Here is an 18440-nt window from a genome sequence, read left to right as displayed (position 1 = left end):
TTTTGTTACAGCGCGCGGAATTTAAAAAGACAACAGAATGCGAAAGCGGGCCGCGATCACTCAGCGGCCCGCCCGGCAATTCTTAGTAACGAACCTCGGTCCAGATACCGATTTCGTTGGATTCGGTCTTGTGACCGATCGAGGTGATCTCGTCATGCTTGGCGACGGCGGCGAACTGGATGCCCTTGTAGGCCGTGAAGTTGACGCCGAGGTTATAGTACTTGTCCTTCTTGGACGGCGAGAGCGTCTTCGAGGGCTTCACTTCTTCGGCACGGGCGAACACGGTGTAGACCGGGGTCAGGCGATACGAACCGAAGACCGATACGCCGTCAGCCTTGTCCTCGTTGAGCGGATCCTTAACCAGGGCGGCCGAGTAATCGTTGGCCGAGAAGTATTCTACGCCAAAACGGCTGCGGTCGCCGATATAGGCGGCCAGGGCGTTGAAGCGGGTGGCGGTATTCGGCGTGGCGGCGCCGCCGGCGACTTCCTGGCCGAGCTTGCCGGTGTAACCACCGATGGCGAAGTTCAGGGTGTCGAACTTGGCGCTCAGGCGGCCTTCAAAGTCCATGCTCTTCGAGCGGCTGGGGTTCTTGTAGCCGGAGCCGTTGATGGCGGCGACCGCGTAGGAGAAGTTGCTGTTGAGCTTGCCGGAAGCGTGCAGGCCCCAGTCCGAGGAGGTGGCGAACTTGGTACGGTCGGCAACGGTGTTTTCAACAAAGCGGAAGCCGTACATGTCTTCGGCATAGGGCACCCAGGGCAGGTCCGTGGCGCCGACGCGCACAACCAGGGCGTCGGAGAACTTAGCCTGGACGTAAGCCTTCTTCAGGTAGATTTCGGTCGAGCTGATGGCCGAGCTGTACTGGAAGTCGGTCGTCACATTGGCCGAGAACATGTCGGAGAACTTGTGGTCGATGCCGATATACAGACGCTTGATATCGAAGCCCGTGCCGGACGGTGCGGCTTCGACGCCATCGACCTTGTTGTCGATATTGGTGAAGTCGGCATACATACGGCCGGAAATGGTCGTATCCTGGGCCGAAGCGCCCGAAGCAATGGCGGCCAGCGCGATGGCGGCGACGGCCGTGCCGATGACGAGGGATTTTTTCATGGTGAAATTACCTTGTGCGTGTGCTTGTAATTTTTTGGTCCCCGAACAGCCAGGGCCACGCACGGCGCAATAGGCGCGCTTCATGACAGTCGCGTGTAACTGATTTGACACTTATGTGACGACGCCCTTTACGACCTCTTTACGAACCGGATGCGGCCCAGGTGCGTTATAATCGCCACAGTTTTTGCCTGTAACCCAATCGGCAATTCGAGCGTATAAGTCTCGGTAAGTCATTTACGGAGTCTCATATGTTACGCCGTCACTTTCTCTCCCTCGCCGGAATGGGCGCGCTGATGGCCGCCTGCTCGCAAAGCGAGGCCGAGACCATCGCGCCGCTGAAACTCAGCGATGCCGAATGGAAGAAGCGCCTGCCCCCCGCTGCCTATAATGTATTGCGCCACGAAGCCACCGAGCGCCCCTTCACCAGTCCGCTGCTTAATGAACACCGCAAGGGCGTCTTCGCCTGCCTTGGCTGCGATCTGCCCCTGTTCAATTCGGACACCAAGTACGATTCGGGCACTGGCTGGCCCAGCTTCTTCCGCGCCATTCCCGGCCATCTGCAAACCAAGACCGACTTCGCCATCGGCATTCCACGCACCGAATATCACTGCGCGCGCTGTGGCGGCCACCATGGCCATCTTTTCGATGACGGCCCCGCCCCCACCGGCAAGCGCTATTGCAGCAATGGCGTGGCCCTCAAGTTTATTCCGGCTTAGGAGGTTTGATATGCTGAGAGGACTGCTTGTGACGAGCCTGCTGGCCTTCAGTTTTGCCGGCAATGCCTTGGCCGCTGACGCACAGGTGGCGGTTTTTGCCGGGGGCTGTTTCTGGAGCACCCAAAAGGCCTTCGACCATGTAAAGGGCGTGACCAATACCCGCGCCGGCTTCATGGGTGGCTCGGTGAAGAATCCGTCCTATGAAGATGTGGTCAGCGGCGGCACCGGCCACGTCGAGGCCGTGGAAGTGACCTACGACCCCGACCAGGTCAGTTATCAGCAACTGCTCGATACCTACTGGCATTCGACCGACCCGACGACGCAGGCCCGCGTCATCTGCGATGGTGGCGACAATTACCGCACGGCCATCTTCACCTTTTCGGACGCGCAATATAATGCGGCCGTGGCTTCGAAACAGGCCGTCGGCCGGCAATTGAACAAGCCGATCTATACGCTGGTGGTCAAATCAACCCAGACCGGCCTGCCCTTCTATCCGGCCGAGGACTATCACCAGCATTACTGGCAGACCCATGCTGCGCATTATAACGCCTATTATGTCGGCTGCGGCCGTGGCCCGGCCTTGAAGAAGCTCTGGGGTGACCAGGCGGGGTGATGGCGACGGTTGTTACCCCTCCGTCAGCGCCAGGCACTTCAGGGCCATTGGCGCTGACGGAGGGGTAATTGACGAAGACCGTTAAGCCGACTTCAACACCACCTTACCACCGGCCAACCCGTCAGCCGTGGCGGTGACGGTGATCCCGCCGGCGCCCGTCACCTGCACGATGGCGCAGCACAGGCCGTTGAACGCCTGGCGCGCCGAGGCCTTGTCGGCCTCGTGGCTGTTCGGATTGCCATTGCCGACGCCGATCACGGCGCCCGGACCCGACACAGCAAAGCGGATCAGATTATCCGCCTTCGGTACCGGACGGCCCTTCGCATCGAAGACTTCCGCCTTTATCACCGTGCAGTCCATGCCGTCATTGGCAAGCGTTGTGCGGTCTGTGGTCAGCACCACCTTCGCCGGCGCGCTCGCTGTTTCGCGCTTGTCCTTCAGGATGACCTTGCCGGCCTTGTAGGCGAAGGCTTCGATCTTGCCGGGCTGATACGGCACCATCCATTCGACGTGGAAGTCCTTTGTGACGGTTTTGCGACCCGCCGACTTGCCGTTGACGAACAGTTCGACCTCATCGGCATTGGAATGCGCCCAGACGGAAATTTCCTTGCCTTCCTGACCTTCCCAATTCCAGTGCGGGAAGAGGTGCAGCAGAGGCTCAGACCGCCACCAGGCACGGTAGTAATAATAGTTGTCCTTCGGGAAGCCGCAGGTATCGAGCGCACCGAACTGGGATGAAATCGACGGCCATGCGCTATAGGGCGTCGGCTCGCCGCGATAATCAAAGCCAGTCCAGATAAAACCGCCGGCGATATAGGGCTTGGCGTCGAAATGCGGCCACCAGCCCTCGGCTGTGGTGGCCCACCACGGCGCGGTCGTATCATAGGCCGGCACGATATGGGCGGCGTCATCCTTCACATATTCGCCACGCGTGGAAACGGTCGAGGCGGTTTCCGTGCCGATGATCGGCAGGTTCGGGTGTTTAGCGTGGAAATCATCGATCAACTGGTCGCGGTAGTTGAAACCGATAACGTCGATCACCTCGGTGATGCCCATACCGTAGCCGTTATCCATCGCCGCCGTGATCAGGCGCGTCGGGTCGAGGTCGTTGCACAGGCGCTTCATGGTACGGGCGATATGGGCCCCGCGTTCCGTGCCCTGCTGCGGCTCCTCATTGCCGATCGACCACAGGATGACCGAAGGGTGATTGCGGTCACGGCGGATCAGGGTTTCCAGTTGCGCCAGACCTTCCGGCGACGAGGTCATCATCCGTGTTTCGTCGATGACCAGAATGCCCATCTCGTCGCACAGGTCGAGCAATTCCGGCGTCGGCGGGTTGTGCGAGGCGCGATAGGCGTTGCAGCCCATGTCCTTCAGTTGCTGTAACCGCCAGCGTTGCAGGGCGTCGGGAATGGCCGCGCCAACCCCGGCATGGTCCTGGTGATTGCAGGTGCCCTTCAGTTTGACCGGCTTGCCGTTGAGAAAGAAGCCGGTCTGCGCATCGAACTTGATATCACGAAGACCAAAACGAGTAGTGACCTGATCTATAACCTGACCATCTTCCATGATCGATGTCGTCAACTCATAAAGGTAAGGATCTTCGAGCGACCACAGACGTGGATTTTCGAGCTTGAATCCCACTTGCTCTGTAAATTTAGTCCAAGGGGAATATGCTATATCGAGAGGTAGATGACCGCCGGAAACATCTGTTTTTCCAATGACGTGACTTACCGTGAAAAAGCGCTCCCGATCACTGTCAATCTGAACTTCGGTTATAATAGTCCCGTTGCCATCGGCACTGGCAACAATTTGAATGCCATATTGCGGGATATGCACCGGATTGGTCTTGACCAGCCAGACGTGGCGATAGATGCCGGCGCCCTCATAGAACCAGCCTTCGCCCAGTGAGGCATCGACGCGCACCAGCACCGTATTGGGCTTGTCATCGGTATTGAGGAAGTCATTCAGTTCAACACGGAACGGCGTATAGCCGCTGTCATTGCGCTTCACGATATAGCCGTTGATGACCACCATCGCATCGCGGAACACGCCGTCAAATTCCAGCGAAATGCGCTTGCCCTTATCCGTCGCATCGAGCGTGAACGTCTTGCGATACCAGCCTACACTGGTTTCCGGATAGTCGCGCCCCAGCGGCTTGTAGCCGTGATTGGCGGCCGGGTCCCAGACCGCGCCATGATCGTCCGGCTTGAGCGGCGTCTTCGGCTCTTTATGCACGAATGGCAGTTCCACCGCCCAGTCATGCGGCAAGGTAACTGGCCGCCAGTGCGAGTCGTCATAGTCCGCCTTGGCGACCGGCGTGGCATCCGGTCCTTGCTTGGCATAGGTGCGCTGGTCGGCCCCATAGCCGAAATCCTTTTCCGCGTCGTAGAGGTGGCCGAATGCAAACCGCCAGCCGGTATCGAAGCGGGTGCGACGATTGTCTTGCCTGATCGTTTCGGTCTGCGCCTGTGATGTACCTGCCTGAACGGCGGCGAAAGTGGCGGCGGTGCCTGCCAGCAGATGGCGGCGGTTCAGATCGAGCATGGCGGCGGTTCCTCGTGGTTTACAGATACAATGATGGCCAGCACCCGATGAGGTCAAGGGCTGGCCATTGAATAGTGTTTGGAGAAGCGAGAAACCCCACCACCATTCGCTACGCTCATGGTCCCCCTCCCCGACAAGCGGGGAGGCGCAGGAAAAGGTTATCCACCTTGACCCTCCCCGCTTGTCGGGGAGGGGGACCGCACGATGCGCGAAGCGCTAGATGCGGTGGTGGGGTATCTTACTTTAGTACTTCACCGTGAAGTCCAGCAGGTAACGCTTGCCATAAAGGTCATAGCGGCCCAGGCGGTCCTTGACGTTGTCGTTATAGGTGCGCAGCGGCGTATCGAGCAGGTTGTTGGCCTGGAAGCGGACCTGGACGATCGGGTTGATCTGGTAGCTGATCGAGAAGTCCATAGTCGTTTCCGGGCGGACGCGGATCAGTTGCGCATCGTTCCAGCCATAGATGGCCGTGTAGGTGTCGTGATACTTGGTGCCGAGGCGGGCATCGATGCCGTGGTCGGAATACCAGAAATCGAGCGTGCCGGTGTTCTTGGCCAGGCCGTTCAGCGGCAGGCCCGACGACATTTCTGTCAGATCGGAATCGACATAGGCATAGTTGGAATAGATGCCGAAGTGATCGAGCCCGATAAAGCCGAACGACGACTGGTAGGTCAGTTCGACGCCGTCGATGCGGCCGCCCTTGTCGGAATTGACCGGCGAGGTCAGGGTATAGACATTGCCGTCGATCGTTTCCTGGCGCGATGAATAGCCGACGAAGTTGTCAACCTGCTTGTGATAGACACTAACGGCGAACAGGGCGTCCTTGTTGAAATAGTTTTCGTAAGAGATATCCAGTTGCGTCGCCTCGAACGGCTTCAAATACGGATTGCCCGACGAACCGGTATAGGGCGCGCTGGAGGAGATCTGGCGGGTGATGATCATGTCGTTCAGCGGCGGACGCGAGATCACCTTGGCAGCCGAAAGCTTCAGATACTGGCCATTGCCGAAATCGAGACGCGCCGTGGCCGAGGGCAGCACCTTGGAATAGCTGGCGCCGCCAGTGACTGCCGTCGTGACCATTTCCTGAACCCAGACACCGCTGCCCGGCGGGCTTTCGACCCAATTTCCGGCGACGGTCGAGGTGCCGGCCGAGGTGGCGTCGACATCGACGACACGGACGCCGATATTGCCATCCACCGGAATACCGCCGATCGTGGTGGCATAGGTGCCTTCGAGATAGGCTTCCGAGACCTTTTCCTTGACCCGGTCGGTGATCGGCGTGGTCTTCGGATCGATATCGAACGAAGTACCGTAAAGATGCGTCGCCAGGGCGCCGAAATCACCGGTCAGGATCGTCGGGATATTGAAGTTCTTGAAGCTGTAGCCCGACAGCAGGTAGTCCGGCACGGCACCGATGATCGGGGACACGGTGCCGTTCAGCGAGCCAAGCGCCTTGGTGCGATCCGAGGCGCGCACCCCGAACAGGATGCTCTTGAACAGGCCGCTGTCGAGATGGCGCTCGAAATCGAGATGCACGGCGCCCAGTTCGTCGGTAACGGCGCCCAGCGAGGTCTGGCCGGTCTGCGCCGTCTGGGTGTTGTCTTCCGGCGCCGAGGAGACGGTGATGACCGGCTTGTCGCGGAAATCATAGGTCATCAGGCTCGGCCAGTAGGCCAGTTCGTTGGCGGCCCACAGATTATAGCGCTGCGCCTTGGAATAGGAGGCATCGGCCGAGACTGTCCAGTGCTCGCTGGTCCACTTGCCGTTCAGCCCCTGGACGATGAGGGTCTTGTCCTCAGTATAGCGCGCCACGACCGACTTATCGCCGCCCCAGGCCACGCTTGCCGCCACCACGTCACCATTGCTGTTGATGACGGGCGCCTGACCGGACGCCGTGGCGCCGTCGGTATAGTTGCTGTAGTTGCCGCCGTCCCAGTTGCCCCAGGCGCCATCACCATACCACGCCTGATCCTGCAATTCATGGATCTTGATGTCGGAATAGAGCAGGTCATAGCTGAGCTGGAAATTATCCGTCGGCTTGAACTGCAAACCGAGCGAAGCGCCAAAGCGCGATTCCTTCAGACGCTTCGCCTCGGCCTGCGCCCCCCAGGGCGTATTGTACTTGGTGGCGTCGCCGGCCACGACCGGACCATTATCGGCACCGGAATTATAGCCCCAGCCCTGCACCGACTCATAGCCGTTCTTCTGGACCTGAGAGGTCAGGCCGAGGACCGCCGCGAAGCTGTTCGAGAAGCGATGGACGAAAGAGGCGGAGGCGCGATAGCCCAGGCCGTCATAGTTCGGGAAAGCCGAGCCGCCATCATAATAGACCGGACCGGCGCGCAGCACGAAGGACGGCCCCTTGTAATCGAGCGGGCGGATGGTTTGCAGGTCGACCGTGCCGGAAATGCCGCCGGAGATCAGCCTGGCTTCCGAAGACTTGTAGACCGCCGCACCGGAAACGACTTCCGACGGATAGACTTCCCAGCGCACATTGCGGTCGGGCTCCGATGAGGCCACTTCGCGGCCATTGACTGTGCCCAGCACCATGCGGGCGCCCAGGCCCCGGATCGAGGCCTGGCTGTCATTGCCGCGGTCACGCGTGGCGGTGATGCCCGGCAGGCGGTTGAGCGTTTCGGCAATGGTCACATCCGGCAGGGCGCCGATATCCTTCGAGGAGATGGCTTCGACAATGCCGGTATTGCGGCGCTTGACATCGAGCGCATCGCGCAAAGACTTGCGCACGCCGACGACCACCACTTCCTGCGGATCGGCCGGCGCTTCGGCGGCGGCCTCGCTGGCCACGGCATCAGCGGCTGCGGCGCGCACCACCACGGCGGAGGCGCCGTCATTGGCCTTCACAGCCAGGCCGGTATTGGCGACGAGCTGCGTCAGCGCCGCATCATTGCTCAGGCTGCCGGAAACGGCATTGGTGCGCACGCCCTGCAGATCGGCGGCGGTGGCCAGCACCTGGAGGCCCGATTGTTTGACGAAGGCCGGAATGGCGGTGGCGGCATCCTGCGCCGGGATGTTGAAGGTCTTTGTTTGCGCGGCGGCCGGCTGCGCCACCATGACCACGGCGGCGACCGATCCCATGAGCGCCGCACGGAAGGCGACATTATTCCAATGTGACATATGATGTTCCCTGACTACTTTGTGTTTGCATCTTGCTGACGAGGCGCGTTTTTTCACGCCTTCTGAAACCAAGATGTCCGGCTGGTTTTTTTTCCGCCGAATTGTACGACTTTTTTACAGGGCCGCGCCGGCTGTGCCAATTATGATACGGTCGTCCGCCGTATCGGCCGGGATGGACACCGGTACATTGAGCGCCGTCTGCACCGCGCGGGCAAAGGTTTCCGGCTGGTCGACATGGAAGCCGCCCACCAGTTTCTGCGCGCCCAGGGCCGGATCAGCAATGACGATCTGGCGGCTGTTGTAACGGTTGAATTCGGCCACCGCCTCGGTCAGGGTTTCGGAGTTGAGCACGATCTCGCGTTCGCGCCAGGCCAGCCGGCGCTCGACCTCCTCGGGGCGGTAAGCTACCTCGACCGTTTCCGGCCTGACCGGCACAAAGGCTTCATGACCGGCCGTGAGCGTCACCCGCTTGTCCTTGTCTTTGACGGTCCATGCCTCGACCGTGCCTTCGGTGACCAGCACCTCGGCGCCGCCCTCGCGCCGGCGCACGCTGAAGGCCGTGCCGACCGCGCGCACGCGGATATCACCAGCGGAAACGACAAACGGCACCTCCGGGTTCTTGGCCACCTCAAACCAGGCTTCGCCCTTCACCAGGGCCACATGACGGATCTGCGGCGTCATATCGACATCGATCTGGCTGTCCGTATTGACCGAGGCGATGGAACGATCCTTCAGGGGGATACTCCGTAACTCACCGACACCGGTGGCCACACTCAACCGGTTGGCCAGGACATAACCGACCGCCAGCGCGCCAGTCAGCGATGCCGCCACCGCCCCGCCCATCACATACCGACGGCTGACAGAATTGCGATGCCGCTTCAGCTTTTCTTCCAGTGCCCGCCGGGCCAGAAGCGTATCGCCATGCGCCATGACCTCGGCGCGGTCGAGCATCACCCACGCCGCCTCGGCGCGCAGAAAGGCGCCCTGATGGCGCGGGTCCGCTTCATGCCAGGCATCGAAAGCCTGTCGCGTTTCGTCACTCACTTCACCATTCAGGCGGGCCACCCACTGGGTCGCCTCCTCATCAATCCGCGACATGAATCCTCTTGTGCCCGGTACGGGTGGTGAGCACCCTCACCACCCCCGATCCCGCTTCCGCCATGTGGCGCAGGATCAGGTTCAGCCCCTGGCCGTTTCCTTCTCGACAATATTCTCACTGATCCGCAATGCCTTCGCGGTTTCGGCCTGGGAGAGGCCATGCACCTTGCGCAGTTCGAACACCTGGCGGCAGCGCTCGGGCAAGCCCTCGATCAGGCCCAGCACCCGGACGAGTTCGGCGCGCGACGAGGCGGCGCTTTCCGGGTTCGGCCCCAGATCGGCCACGCCCAGTTCATCGAGATTCTGCACGGTCATGATCGAAACCACCTTGTTGCGCCGCACCTGCTCCAGCAGGACATTGCGGGCGCAGCGGAAGAGATAGGCGCGCGGATCCTCGATATGATCGAAGCGCTCCAGCCGCAGCAGGCGGCAATAAACATCCTGGACGATATCATCGAGTTCATGCGCCTTCACACCCAGTCGCAACAGCCAATGGCGCAGATCCGCCTCATGCGGTAATATCTGCGCGCCCACAAAAGCCAGAAGCGCTTTGCGCGCCTCCCCCAATGGCCCTGTATGTACGATGTTTGACATCGGAATTTCCGCCGCTCCCCGTGTGTTTTTATCCGCCTTTTTGAGGCTTTTGCGGATTTATAACACACTGACGACGATCTTCCAGATAATTGTACTACAATATTACGGCTGTGACTTTGCCAACACAACCGGCCCACCAGATGCCGGCACGGTCACATCCAGCGCTTCGGTATCACCCAGGGCGGCTTCGGCCTCCGCCGTACCTATCAGCACATGACTGCCCGGTCGCAGCCAGGCGGTATAGGCGAATTGCCCATCCACCCGCTGCATGGCCACAGGGACGCCGCCGGTAAAATCGCCGCCGATATATTGCGCCGTCTGACCGTGATCCGGCACGGTAAAGGTGACCGCCACCGGCCAGACGTAAGGCGCTTGCGGCCATTCCAGCACCGGCAGGGCATTGCCCTTATAGTCGAAGAAGGCGGCGTTTTCCCAGTCCGACCCTTGCGCCCAGCGCGTGCGGCATTTGGTCGAGATCCAGGCCGGCTCCCAGTAGACAACACCGATCCCGCCGGCATCGAGGGTTTGCTGCATCAGGTCGTGCATATATTTTGCCTGCCCGACCACCGAGACCGGATAGTCTTTCAGCGCGTAGGCCGAGCCCAGCAGATTATTGGCACTGTCGGCCGGCACGTCGGTAAAGGCATAGCCGGTCTCGACCACCACCACGTCCTTGTCGAACCTGTAATGGACGCGGCGAATGGTCTCGGCCAGGCCATTCATATCCTCTTTGGACCAGCGGCTGTAATAGCTAATACCGATGATGTCATAGCCGGTGACACCGGCCTTGCTGGCGGCGTCGAACCACGGCTCGACATTTTCCGGCTGGGCGATATGCAGCATGATTTCCGGCTTTATGGCGCTATCTGCCGAAGCATCGCGCACGCCCCTGATCCCGGCATTGAACAGTTTCGCATTGCGTGCCCAATTGATAGCCACATGCTCTTCCGGCTGGGTGCGCAGGATCTCGCCATTGGTCTCGTTGCCGACCTGCACCATTTCCGGCATCAGGTTCTTCGCCTTAAGCGCATTCAGCGTATCGAGCGTATATTGATAGAGCGCCTTGGCCTGATCGTCCTCGCTCATTCCGGCCCAGGCGGCCGGCACCAGCTGCTTGCCGCCATCGGCCCAGTCATCGGAATAATGGAAATCGAGCAGCACCTTCTGGCCTTGCGCCTTGGCGGCGGCAATGGTTGTTTCGACATCGGCCAGATCGGAATAGGGCGTCCATTTGGCATCGACCCAGATACGGACGCGAACGAGATTATGCCCCGACTGCGCGAAGATCTTGTAGGCGTCAGTCTCGCCCTTGTAGTCGTACTTCGCGCCGCAAGCCTTCATCTCGTTGACATAGGAAAGATCGGCCCCGAACCAGTAGTCGCGGGCGTCAGCGGCGGTTCCGGCCAGCAGGGCAATGGCGGGCAGAAGGGATATCAGTCTGTGCACTTTCATAGAACCTAAGATGCACCAAATATCATTTTCCGCCAGTCTACCCCCAGCTTTCGCTGAACCCTTTGCGCTTGCCGACCACCAGCGGCTTGGGCACGTCGATCTGCGGTTTCGGCTTGCCGAACAGGTAACCCTGGCCATAGCCTATGCCCATCTCCTGGCACAGCGCCGCCATGGCGTCATCCTCAATCATTTCAGCCACCACTTCGGTGTGCAGATCGCGGCACAGGTGACTGACCGAGCGCACCAAAGCGCGCTGACGCGGATTATCACGCGCCTCCTTCAGGAAAGGCCCGTCGATCTTGACGAAATCGACATCGAAATGGCGCAGATAGGTATAGGTGGCCGCACCGGCGCCGAAGTCATCGAGGCAGACCCGGTAGCCCGTGCGCCGCAGCCAGCGGAGGAAGGTGGCGGCGGCCTCGATATCCTCGATAGCGTTGGATTCGGTCAATTCGAACATCAGCCTCTGGCTCACGCCGCCGGCGCCGCTCAGCAACTGGCGCAGATGCTCGCGGAACGGGTCGCCCTGGATCGACAGGCCGGACAGGTTGATGGCGATGGTCGCATCCTCATGCCGCCCCAGGGTCTCGATCGCCTTTCTCGCCACGGCCAGGTCGAAATCCTGCACCAGGCCCAGTTGCTCCGAGAGGCGGATGGTGTCGAACGGCGCCCGGCCATCGGCGAAGCGCAACAGGGCCTCGTAATGGTGTGTCGTGCGGTCGGACAGGCGCACCACCGGCTGGTAGAACAGCGTATACTTATTGCCATCAATCAGGGCGCGGATGCTGTCGAAATGCTGCACTGTCTCGGCCATGGCCGATTTCAGGCCCTGCGCCAGCGAACTGATCGGGCTGCGCTCCGGCTTGCAGAAATCGCTCAGGACATATTGCAGGGCCTTGGCGATGCTGTCTTGATCCAGATTGCCGGTGGAGAGTTCGAGATTGAGCACCGCAGGCGCCAAACTGTTTTCCGCCAGGCCCGCAGCCACCGCCGCCGCCCGGATATCACGCGAAATCGCGTCCGGCGAAGCACCTGCCCCTTTGGCGGAAGGGATATAGCTGAAGGCTTCCTCAGAAAGTCGTGCCGCGGCGCTGCCGCCCACGGCCTGGGCGCGCAAAACCGAACTGATCTCGCCCATCAGCAGGTCGGACTGCGCCGCCGGCAACTGGCGCATGGCCTGGGAAAGGCCCGCGACACGCACCAGTTTCATGTCCTTCGGCGCGGTCTCGCCTTTGACACCGATCTTCCGCCTGGCAAAGCCGAGATAGGACTCAAGATCGAGCAGACCGGACTGGCCGTCCGCCGCGGTTTGCGCTACCACGCCATCCGACAGGACGGTCAGGCTGATAAAGGTGCTGCCTTCGCCGGTGCCGAGGTAACAGGCCCCCATATTGACCAGCAGCGGCGGGCCTTCCGCCTGTTGCAGGTTCAGACCACAGGGTTCGATGCGGCCCACAGACTTGGCGCGGTTGAACAGGTGGCGGGCAAAGGCGCGATCCATCGGGATAAAGATATCGCAGACCTCGCGCCCGACGACACCTTCGCCAAGCCCGCTCAGCAAAGCCTGGGTGGCACCGATCGTTCTGATGATGCGAAAGTCACTGTCCGCCTCGATCAAAAGGTCGGCCGCCGCCAGGGAAAAAGCGATATAGCGGTCGCGTTGCGTCTTGAGATCGTCGGTCATTCCCGTCCCCGAAAAGCCGCTCTTTTTTTGCAGCCGGTCGCGGTCAGACTACTGACTAAGTCTTAAAATACAACTTACCCGCAATGTTAACAGGGTTATTGCAGATCGAGCTTCATATCCGCCAGCAGGGCGCGCAGATATTCGCGGTTGATGCGGTCTTCATCTACCGGCGCATGTTTTGCTGGCTCAGGCGGCGCAGCGTCGATACGCGGACGGGGCGGCGCATAGGCCGGACGGGACTGCGGCCTGTCAAAAATCTGCCGCGTCAGGGTACGCGGCACGGGCGCGGCTTTCGGATCGGGTTTGACCTCGGGCGCTTCCACCCAGTCGACGGGAATTTCAAACCAGACATTGGCGCCTTCGCCCGGCCGCGACACCGCGCCGATATGGCCGCCGAGACTTTCGACGATCGCCTGGGCGACGGACAGGCCCAGGCCGTGCTTCTTTTTGCCGCCACTGAAGAGAGTGCGCGCCTGTGCTTCTCCCATGCCGATGCCTGTGTCGCGCACACTAACATGCAGGCGGATTTCCGATTTCAGTCTCTGCGGGTTTTCCGCCGTCACCTGGCTGGCGGTGACGCTGATGACGCCGCCCTGCGTGAATTTGCAGGCATTGGCGATCAGGTTTTGCAGCACCTGCCGGACCCGCATGTCATCGAGACGCGCCTGTCTACGGGTGAAATCAACAAAATGCGCGCTGAGCCGGGTCTGCGCGGCCTGGGCCTGAAGCGTGAAGGCGTCGACCGTTTCACGGATCGTCGCGGCCACATCGACGATCTCGTTGTCTTCCTCACTGGACACGGCCGGTTCATGGCTCAGCGCATCTCCGATCAGCGTCTTCATTGCCCGCGCGGAGTTTTGCAGATGACGGGCAAAATCGGCGGTCTCGCTGCCGGATACCGGCTGCATTTCTATCATTCGAGCATAACTGACAATCTCGTTGAGCGGCGCCCGCAGTTCATCGGCAATATGGCCAAGGAAGCCTTCACTGGCCAGTGCCGCCGCCGTCGCTTCAGTCACATCGCGCACCACGGCGCACAGCCGGATCGGCGCGCCATCGCCATCATATTCGACCCCACCCTTTGTACGAATCAGGCGCGCGGCCTTGTCCCGGCGGCGGACAATGCGCAATTCGAAATCGAAATCCTCGCCGGCATTGACCGCGCGCTGGAAGTGCTCAATCACGACCGACCGATCATCCGGCTGATAGATATCAAGATGCGTGGCCACCTGGGGGCGATAGGTCTTTTCGTTCAGGCCCAGCAGGCCATACATTTCCCTGGACCAGACAACCTCACGGCTGGTCAGATCGATCGTCCAGTAACCGAAGCCGGCCAGTTCCGCGGCGCGCTCCAGACGTTTTTGCTGCATCTGCACCATCCCCCGCATGTCCGCACCCGATCCCTGCGCCAGGGCCAGCAGTGTGGCCACCTGATCGGCGAATCTCGCCAGCACAGCCTGTTTCGCCGCCGAAAAATCTTCACGCGCCGCGGCATCGGCCAGGGCGATAACGCCGATGATCCCGCCCTCATTCACCAGCGGCATATCGGCATAGAAACGGATATGCGGTGCGCGCAGGACGGCGCTTTCCAGGAAATAGCGGGCATCGTGCGCGGCGTCAGGGATGTTCAAGCCCTCGCCGGCAGTCAGCGGGCGCTGCGTGAAGGCGATGCCGTCCAGCACATCGATATCCGGAATACCAAAGGCAGCAGTGACCGCCTGAGCCTCACCCGTGCCAAGGCTGAGAAACGCCATGGGCATATCGAAAATCGCCGCGGCCAGTTCACAGACGCCGGCGCATATCCGGTCAAAATCTGCAGCGCGCCGCTGTTTGCGCACCAATGCCTGCGCGTTCGGGCGAACATCAAAAAGGCGTTGATTCGTCTGTTGTTTTGGCCATGTGAAACCCTTTGCTTAACGGACGTTAACCAAAAAGGTTTACACTTTCGTAAACACTTACCCGGCGGGCTTCACTCCGTAATAGGCCATGAAGATATCGACGGCGAGATCGACCTGACGTGACAAATGCGCCTCGGTCGGCTGTGCCGCCAGGTTCATGATGCGCTTGAAGTGGCAGTCGCCAAAGATCAGGCTTTTCAGCACCATGGCCGCTTCCTGGCTATTGGGCGCATTGATCTGTCCGCGCGCGTGGGCCGCCTGCAACAGATTGACCAGGTTGGAACCGCCCTGGCTCTGGATGACATTATGAAACATCTCGGCCAGTTGCGGATTGCGGTGGCTTTCCTCGACAATAAGCTGGAAGGTGCGGACCGCCTCATCCGACATGATCGCCGTCAGCAGTTCACGGCCCATGACCGCGAGCGTGGCGCGCAGGTCGTCCGTGCCGGTATGGGCCAGGAACAGGTCGGCGATCTGGCCGCACTGTTCGCGTATAATGGCCTCGAACAGGTCTTCCTTGCTGTTGAAATAAGCATAGAGGGTCGCTTTCGAGCCACCCAGGCGGCTCGATATCATCGACATGCTGGCGCCGGCATAACCGACTTCGTAAAACACGCTGCGCGCCACCTGAATGATGCGTTCGCGGCGTTGGTCTTTAAAAGTAGGCGCTTCCTTGAAAGTTGCGGCGCCCTTCAAGGTTTTTGTTGGCATTTCCATAAAAATTTGTACCATACTGTACAGTTAGAGCTTGACTTGATTTGCATCTTAGCGCAAATAAACCGAACTGTACAGTACGGTTCACCTTTTTGTGTTTCAGGACCTCCTCCAGATGCCCTCCCCCTATAAATTTGAAGCGCCGGTTTTCTCGCGCGCCTTCCTGACGAAAGCGGCCAGCCTGAGCGCGCTTGCGGTCGCCGCCGCACTGCTGGCCAACTGCGCGTCCGTGCCGGATTCCCAAACCATTGCCCCCCGCACCGACCTCGCCGCCACGCAGAGCCTGCCGGCTGAATCGGGCGCATGGCCGGCACAGGACTGGTGGAAGGGCTTCAATGATGTCCAGCTCAATGCGCTGATCGACGAGGCATTTGCCAATTCGCCCGATATCCAGACCGCCGACGCCCGCCTGCAAAAGGCTGTGGCCTCCAGCGAACAGATTACCGAGGCTCTGAAACCCAGCCTGTCGCTCAACGGCTCGATCACCGAAACCCAGCAGAGCCTCAACATGGGCTATCCGGCTGCGTTCCGCGATTTCCTGCCGAAGGGTTACCACCCGCTGACCCGCGCCACCATCGGCGCCAACTATGATCTGGGCCTGTGGGGCAAGGCGAAGGCGGCTCGCAAGGGCGCCTTCGCGCAAGGCAAGGCCGCCGAGGTGGAGAGCATCGCCGCCCGGCAGGATATTGCCGTGGCCGTGACCCGCGCCTATGTTGAACTCGACCGGCTTTACCAGCAGCGCGACGACCTCGCCGCCGTCAAGGCCAACAGTGACGCCCGCCTGCAACTGATGCAGGCCCGTGCCGCTCACAATCTGGAACCGAAGGACTCGGTGCTGAACAATGCCGACGAACAGGCTCGCCTGGCCGCCCGCCTTTCCGGCGCCGAAGCCGCCATCAAGCTGCAAAACAACCTGATCGCCGCCCTGGTCGGCGCCGGTCCGGATCGCGGCCTGACCATCCAGCGCCCCGCCCTCGCCCCGGTCGAATTTGCGTCCCTGCCCGCCGATGCCAGCCTGAACCTGCTCGGCCGTCGCCCCGATGTCGAAGCCGCCCGCCTGATGGTGGAAGCGCAAGGCCAGAACATCAAATATACCAAAGCCGATTTCTATCCCGACGTGAAGTTCAGCGCCGAATGGGGCCTCCAGGCGCTCGACTGGGACGGCCTGACCCGCCATGATTCCACGATCGGCAGCATCGGCCCGGCCATCAGCCTGCCCCTGTTTGCCGAAGGCCGCCTGCGCGCCCAGTATCGCGGCGCCGAAGCCGATTACAATTCGGCCGTCGCCAACTATAACAAGGCGCTGGTGACCGCCCTGCGTCAGGTTTCCGACGCGGCGATCAGCACCAAATCGACGGCCGACCAGATCGCCGAAGCGAAAACCCGCGTGGACAGCGCCCGGCAAGCCTATGACCTGGTCAATCTGCGCGTTCAGCGCAACCTGTCCAGCAAGCTCGACCTGATCGACGCGCAGGTCAAGCTGACCTCGGCCGAACTCGACCTGTCCGACCTGACTGCCCAGGCCTATAATAACCGCATCAGCCTCATCGCCGCTCTCGGTGGCGGCTTTCAATCGCATTAAGCACACACGAAGTTAGCATCATGCCCGATCAATCCTCCCCTTCGGCCACCCTGGATAACGCCGCTCCCGCCCGGCCTGTCAATTCAAAGGCCCGCGGCCCGCTTTTCCTTATCTTCGGCGGCGTGGTCGCCGTGGCCGCCCTCGGCTTCGGCGCCTACACCCTGATCGAAGGCGGTAAGTCGGTCGAGACCGACAACGCCTATGTTGACGCCTCCACCGCCTCCATAACTCCGCTGGTTTCGGCGCCGGTGAAAGAGGCCAATATTTACGAGACCAAGGCCGTCAAGGCCGGCGATGTGCTGGTGGTGCTCGATGACACCGACGCGAAGCTGGCGCTCGCCGCGGCCCAGGCCCAGCTTGACCAGGCCACCCGCCAGATCGGCACCTATTACGAGAACGACGCCACCCTGAAGGCCCAGGCCGACGCCAGCGCTGCCCAGGTCAATAACGCCCAGGCGACCTACGACAATGCCGTGAAGTCATACAATGACCGCAAGGCCCTGGCCGCCAGCGGCGCCGTTTCCGGCGAGGACGTCCAGAACGCCAAAACGGCCATGGACCAGGCCCAGGCGGCGCTCGCCACCGCCAAGGCACAGGCCCAGGCCGCCATCGGCCAGCGCGCTTCCAACACCGCCATCATTTCCGGAGTCGGCGTGGATGAAAATCCGCAGGTCGTCGCCGCCCGCGTCAAGGTGGAACAGGCCCAACTTGATCTCGACCGTACCGTCATCCGCTCGCCGATCGACGGCATCGTCTCGCGCAACACGGTCGAGGTCGGCCAGCGCGTCCAGGTCGGACAGTCGCTGATGAGCATCGTACCGATCCAGAGCGCCTATGTGAACGCCAATTTCAAGGAAGTGCAGCTCAAGAAGGTCAAGGTCGGCCAGCCGGTCGAACTGACCGCCGATGTTTATGGCGGCAGCGTCAAGTATCACGGCAAGGTCGCCGGCCTTTCCGGCGGCACCGGCTCCTCCATGGCCATCATCCCGGCCCAGAACGCCACCGGGAACTGGATCAAGGTGGTCCAGCGCGTGCCGGTGCGGATCGCGCTCAACCCGACGGAACTGAAGCAGCATCCGCTGCGCGTCGGCATGAGCATGAAGGCCAAGATCAGCGTTATCGAGTAAACTGAGTAAGAAACCCCACCACCGCATCTAACCGCTTCGCGGTGTCGTGCGGTCCTCCTCCCCACCAAGTGGGGAGGAACAAGGAGTCCCTTAACCTGTACCTCCCCGCCCGTCGGGGGAGGGGGACCGCGCCTCCCTTGACGCGTGGTGGTGGGGCTTCTTGCTTTCAATATGT

At 61.0% G+C, this 18440-nt stretch carries 13 protein-coding genes; 4 read left to right on the top strand and 9 right to left on the bottom strand.

What is annotated here, in order from left to right; all coding sequences use genetic code 11:
* Positions 1-82: 82 nt before the first annotated feature.
* Positions 83-1108 carry an OprO/OprP family phosphate-selective porin gene (locus tag NVV72_08695; GenBank protein MCR6659407.1) on the bottom strand — a complete coding sequence of 342 codons (1026 nt, stop codon included), beginning with the start codon at positions 1106-1108 and terminating at the stop codon, positions 83-85.
* Positions 1109-1356: 248 nt separating this feature from the next.
* Between NVV72_08695 and msrB the strand changes: the two genes are divergently transcribed.
* Complete coding sequence (msrB, locus tag NVV72_08690; GenBank protein ID MCR6659406.1) at positions 1357-1824, top strand: peptide-methionine (R)-S-oxide reductase MsrB; 468 nt, start codon at positions 1357-1359, stop codon at positions 1822-1824.
* A gap of 10 nt (positions 1825-1834) precedes the next feature.
* Positions 1835-2437 (top strand): peptide-methionine (S)-S-oxide reductase MsrA, encoded by a 603-nt coding sequence (gene msrA / locus NVV72_08685; protein MCR6659405.1) that lies wholly within the window; start codon positions 1835-1837, stop codon positions 2435-2437.
* Positions 2438-2518: 81 nt separating this feature from the next.
* On the opposite strand, the gene NVV72_08680 is transcribed toward msrA, so the two are convergent.
* From NVV72_08680 to NVV72_08645, 8 genes are all read right to left on the bottom strand, one after another.
* Complete coding sequence (locus NVV72_08680) at positions 2519-4981, bottom strand: DUF4982 domain-containing protein (protein ID MCR6659404.1); 2463 nt, start codon at positions 4979-4981, stop codon at positions 2519-2521.
* Between the two features lie 243 nt (positions 4982-5224).
* The gene (locus NVV72_08675) at positions 5225-8116 is read right to left on the bottom strand and encodes a TonB-dependent receptor (GenBank protein ID MCR6659403.1); all 2892 of its coding nucleotides are present in this window, start codon (positions 8114-8116) and stop codon (positions 5225-5227) included.
* A gap of 114 nt (positions 8117-8230) precedes the next feature.
* Positions 8231-9214 carry a FecR domain-containing protein gene (locus NVV72_08670; GenBank protein MCR6659402.1) on the bottom strand — a complete coding sequence of 328 codons (984 nt, stop codon included), beginning with the start codon at positions 9212-9214 and terminating at the stop codon, positions 8231-8233.
* An 81-nt stretch (positions 9215-9295) separates the two neighbouring features.
* Positions 9296-9808, bottom strand: a complete 513-nt coding sequence (locus NVV72_08665) for an RNA polymerase sigma factor (GenBank protein MCR6659401.1) — start codon at positions 9806-9808, stop codon at positions 9296-9298.
* A 102-nt stretch (positions 9809-9910) separates the two neighbouring features.
* Entirely contained in the window at positions 9911-11260 is a 1350-nt protein-coding gene (locus NVV72_08660; GenBank protein ID MCR6659400.1) for an arabinogalactan endo-1,4-beta-galactosidase, read from the bottom strand.
* A gap of 37 nt (positions 11261-11297) precedes the next feature.
* Positions 11298-12944, bottom strand: a complete 1647-nt coding sequence (locus NVV72_08655; GenBank protein MCR6659399.1) for an EAL domain-containing protein — start codon at positions 12942-12944, stop codon at positions 11298-11300.
* A gap of 95 nt (positions 12945-13039) precedes the next feature.
* Positions 13040-14782, bottom strand: a complete 1743-nt coding sequence (locus tag NVV72_08650) for an ATP-binding protein (GenBank protein ID MCR6659398.1) — start codon at positions 14780-14782, stop codon at positions 13040-13042.
* Between the two features lie 117 nt (positions 14783-14899).
* Entirely contained in the window at positions 14900-15553 is a 654-nt protein-coding gene (locus tag NVV72_08645) for a TetR/AcrR family transcriptional regulator (protein ID MCR6659397.1), read from the bottom strand.
* A 118-nt stretch (positions 15554-15671) separates the two neighbouring features.
* Here NVV72_08645 and NVV72_08640 point away from each other — a divergent pair, with 118 nt between their 5' ends.
* The gene (locus NVV72_08640; GenBank protein ID MCR6659396.1) at positions 15672-17138 is read left to right on the top strand and encodes an efflux transporter outer membrane subunit; all 1467 of its coding nucleotides are present in this window, start codon (positions 15672-15674) and stop codon (positions 17136-17138) included.
* Positions 17139-17158: 20 nt separating this feature from the next.
* A complete protein-coding gene (locus NVV72_08635) occupies positions 17159-18265 on the top strand; it encodes an HlyD family secretion protein (protein MCR6659395.1) in 1107 nt (368 codons plus the stop codon).
* Positions 18266-18440: the final 175 nt, after the last annotated feature.

It is taken from the genome of Asticcacaulis sp. (assembly GCA_024707255.1).
Taxonomy (GTDB): domain Bacteria; phylum Pseudomonadota; class Alphaproteobacteria; order Caulobacterales; family Caulobacteraceae; genus Asticcacaulis.
The sequence above is the reverse complement of the archived record's forward strand: the minus strand, read 5'-3'. Positions and strand labels throughout refer to the sequence as shown.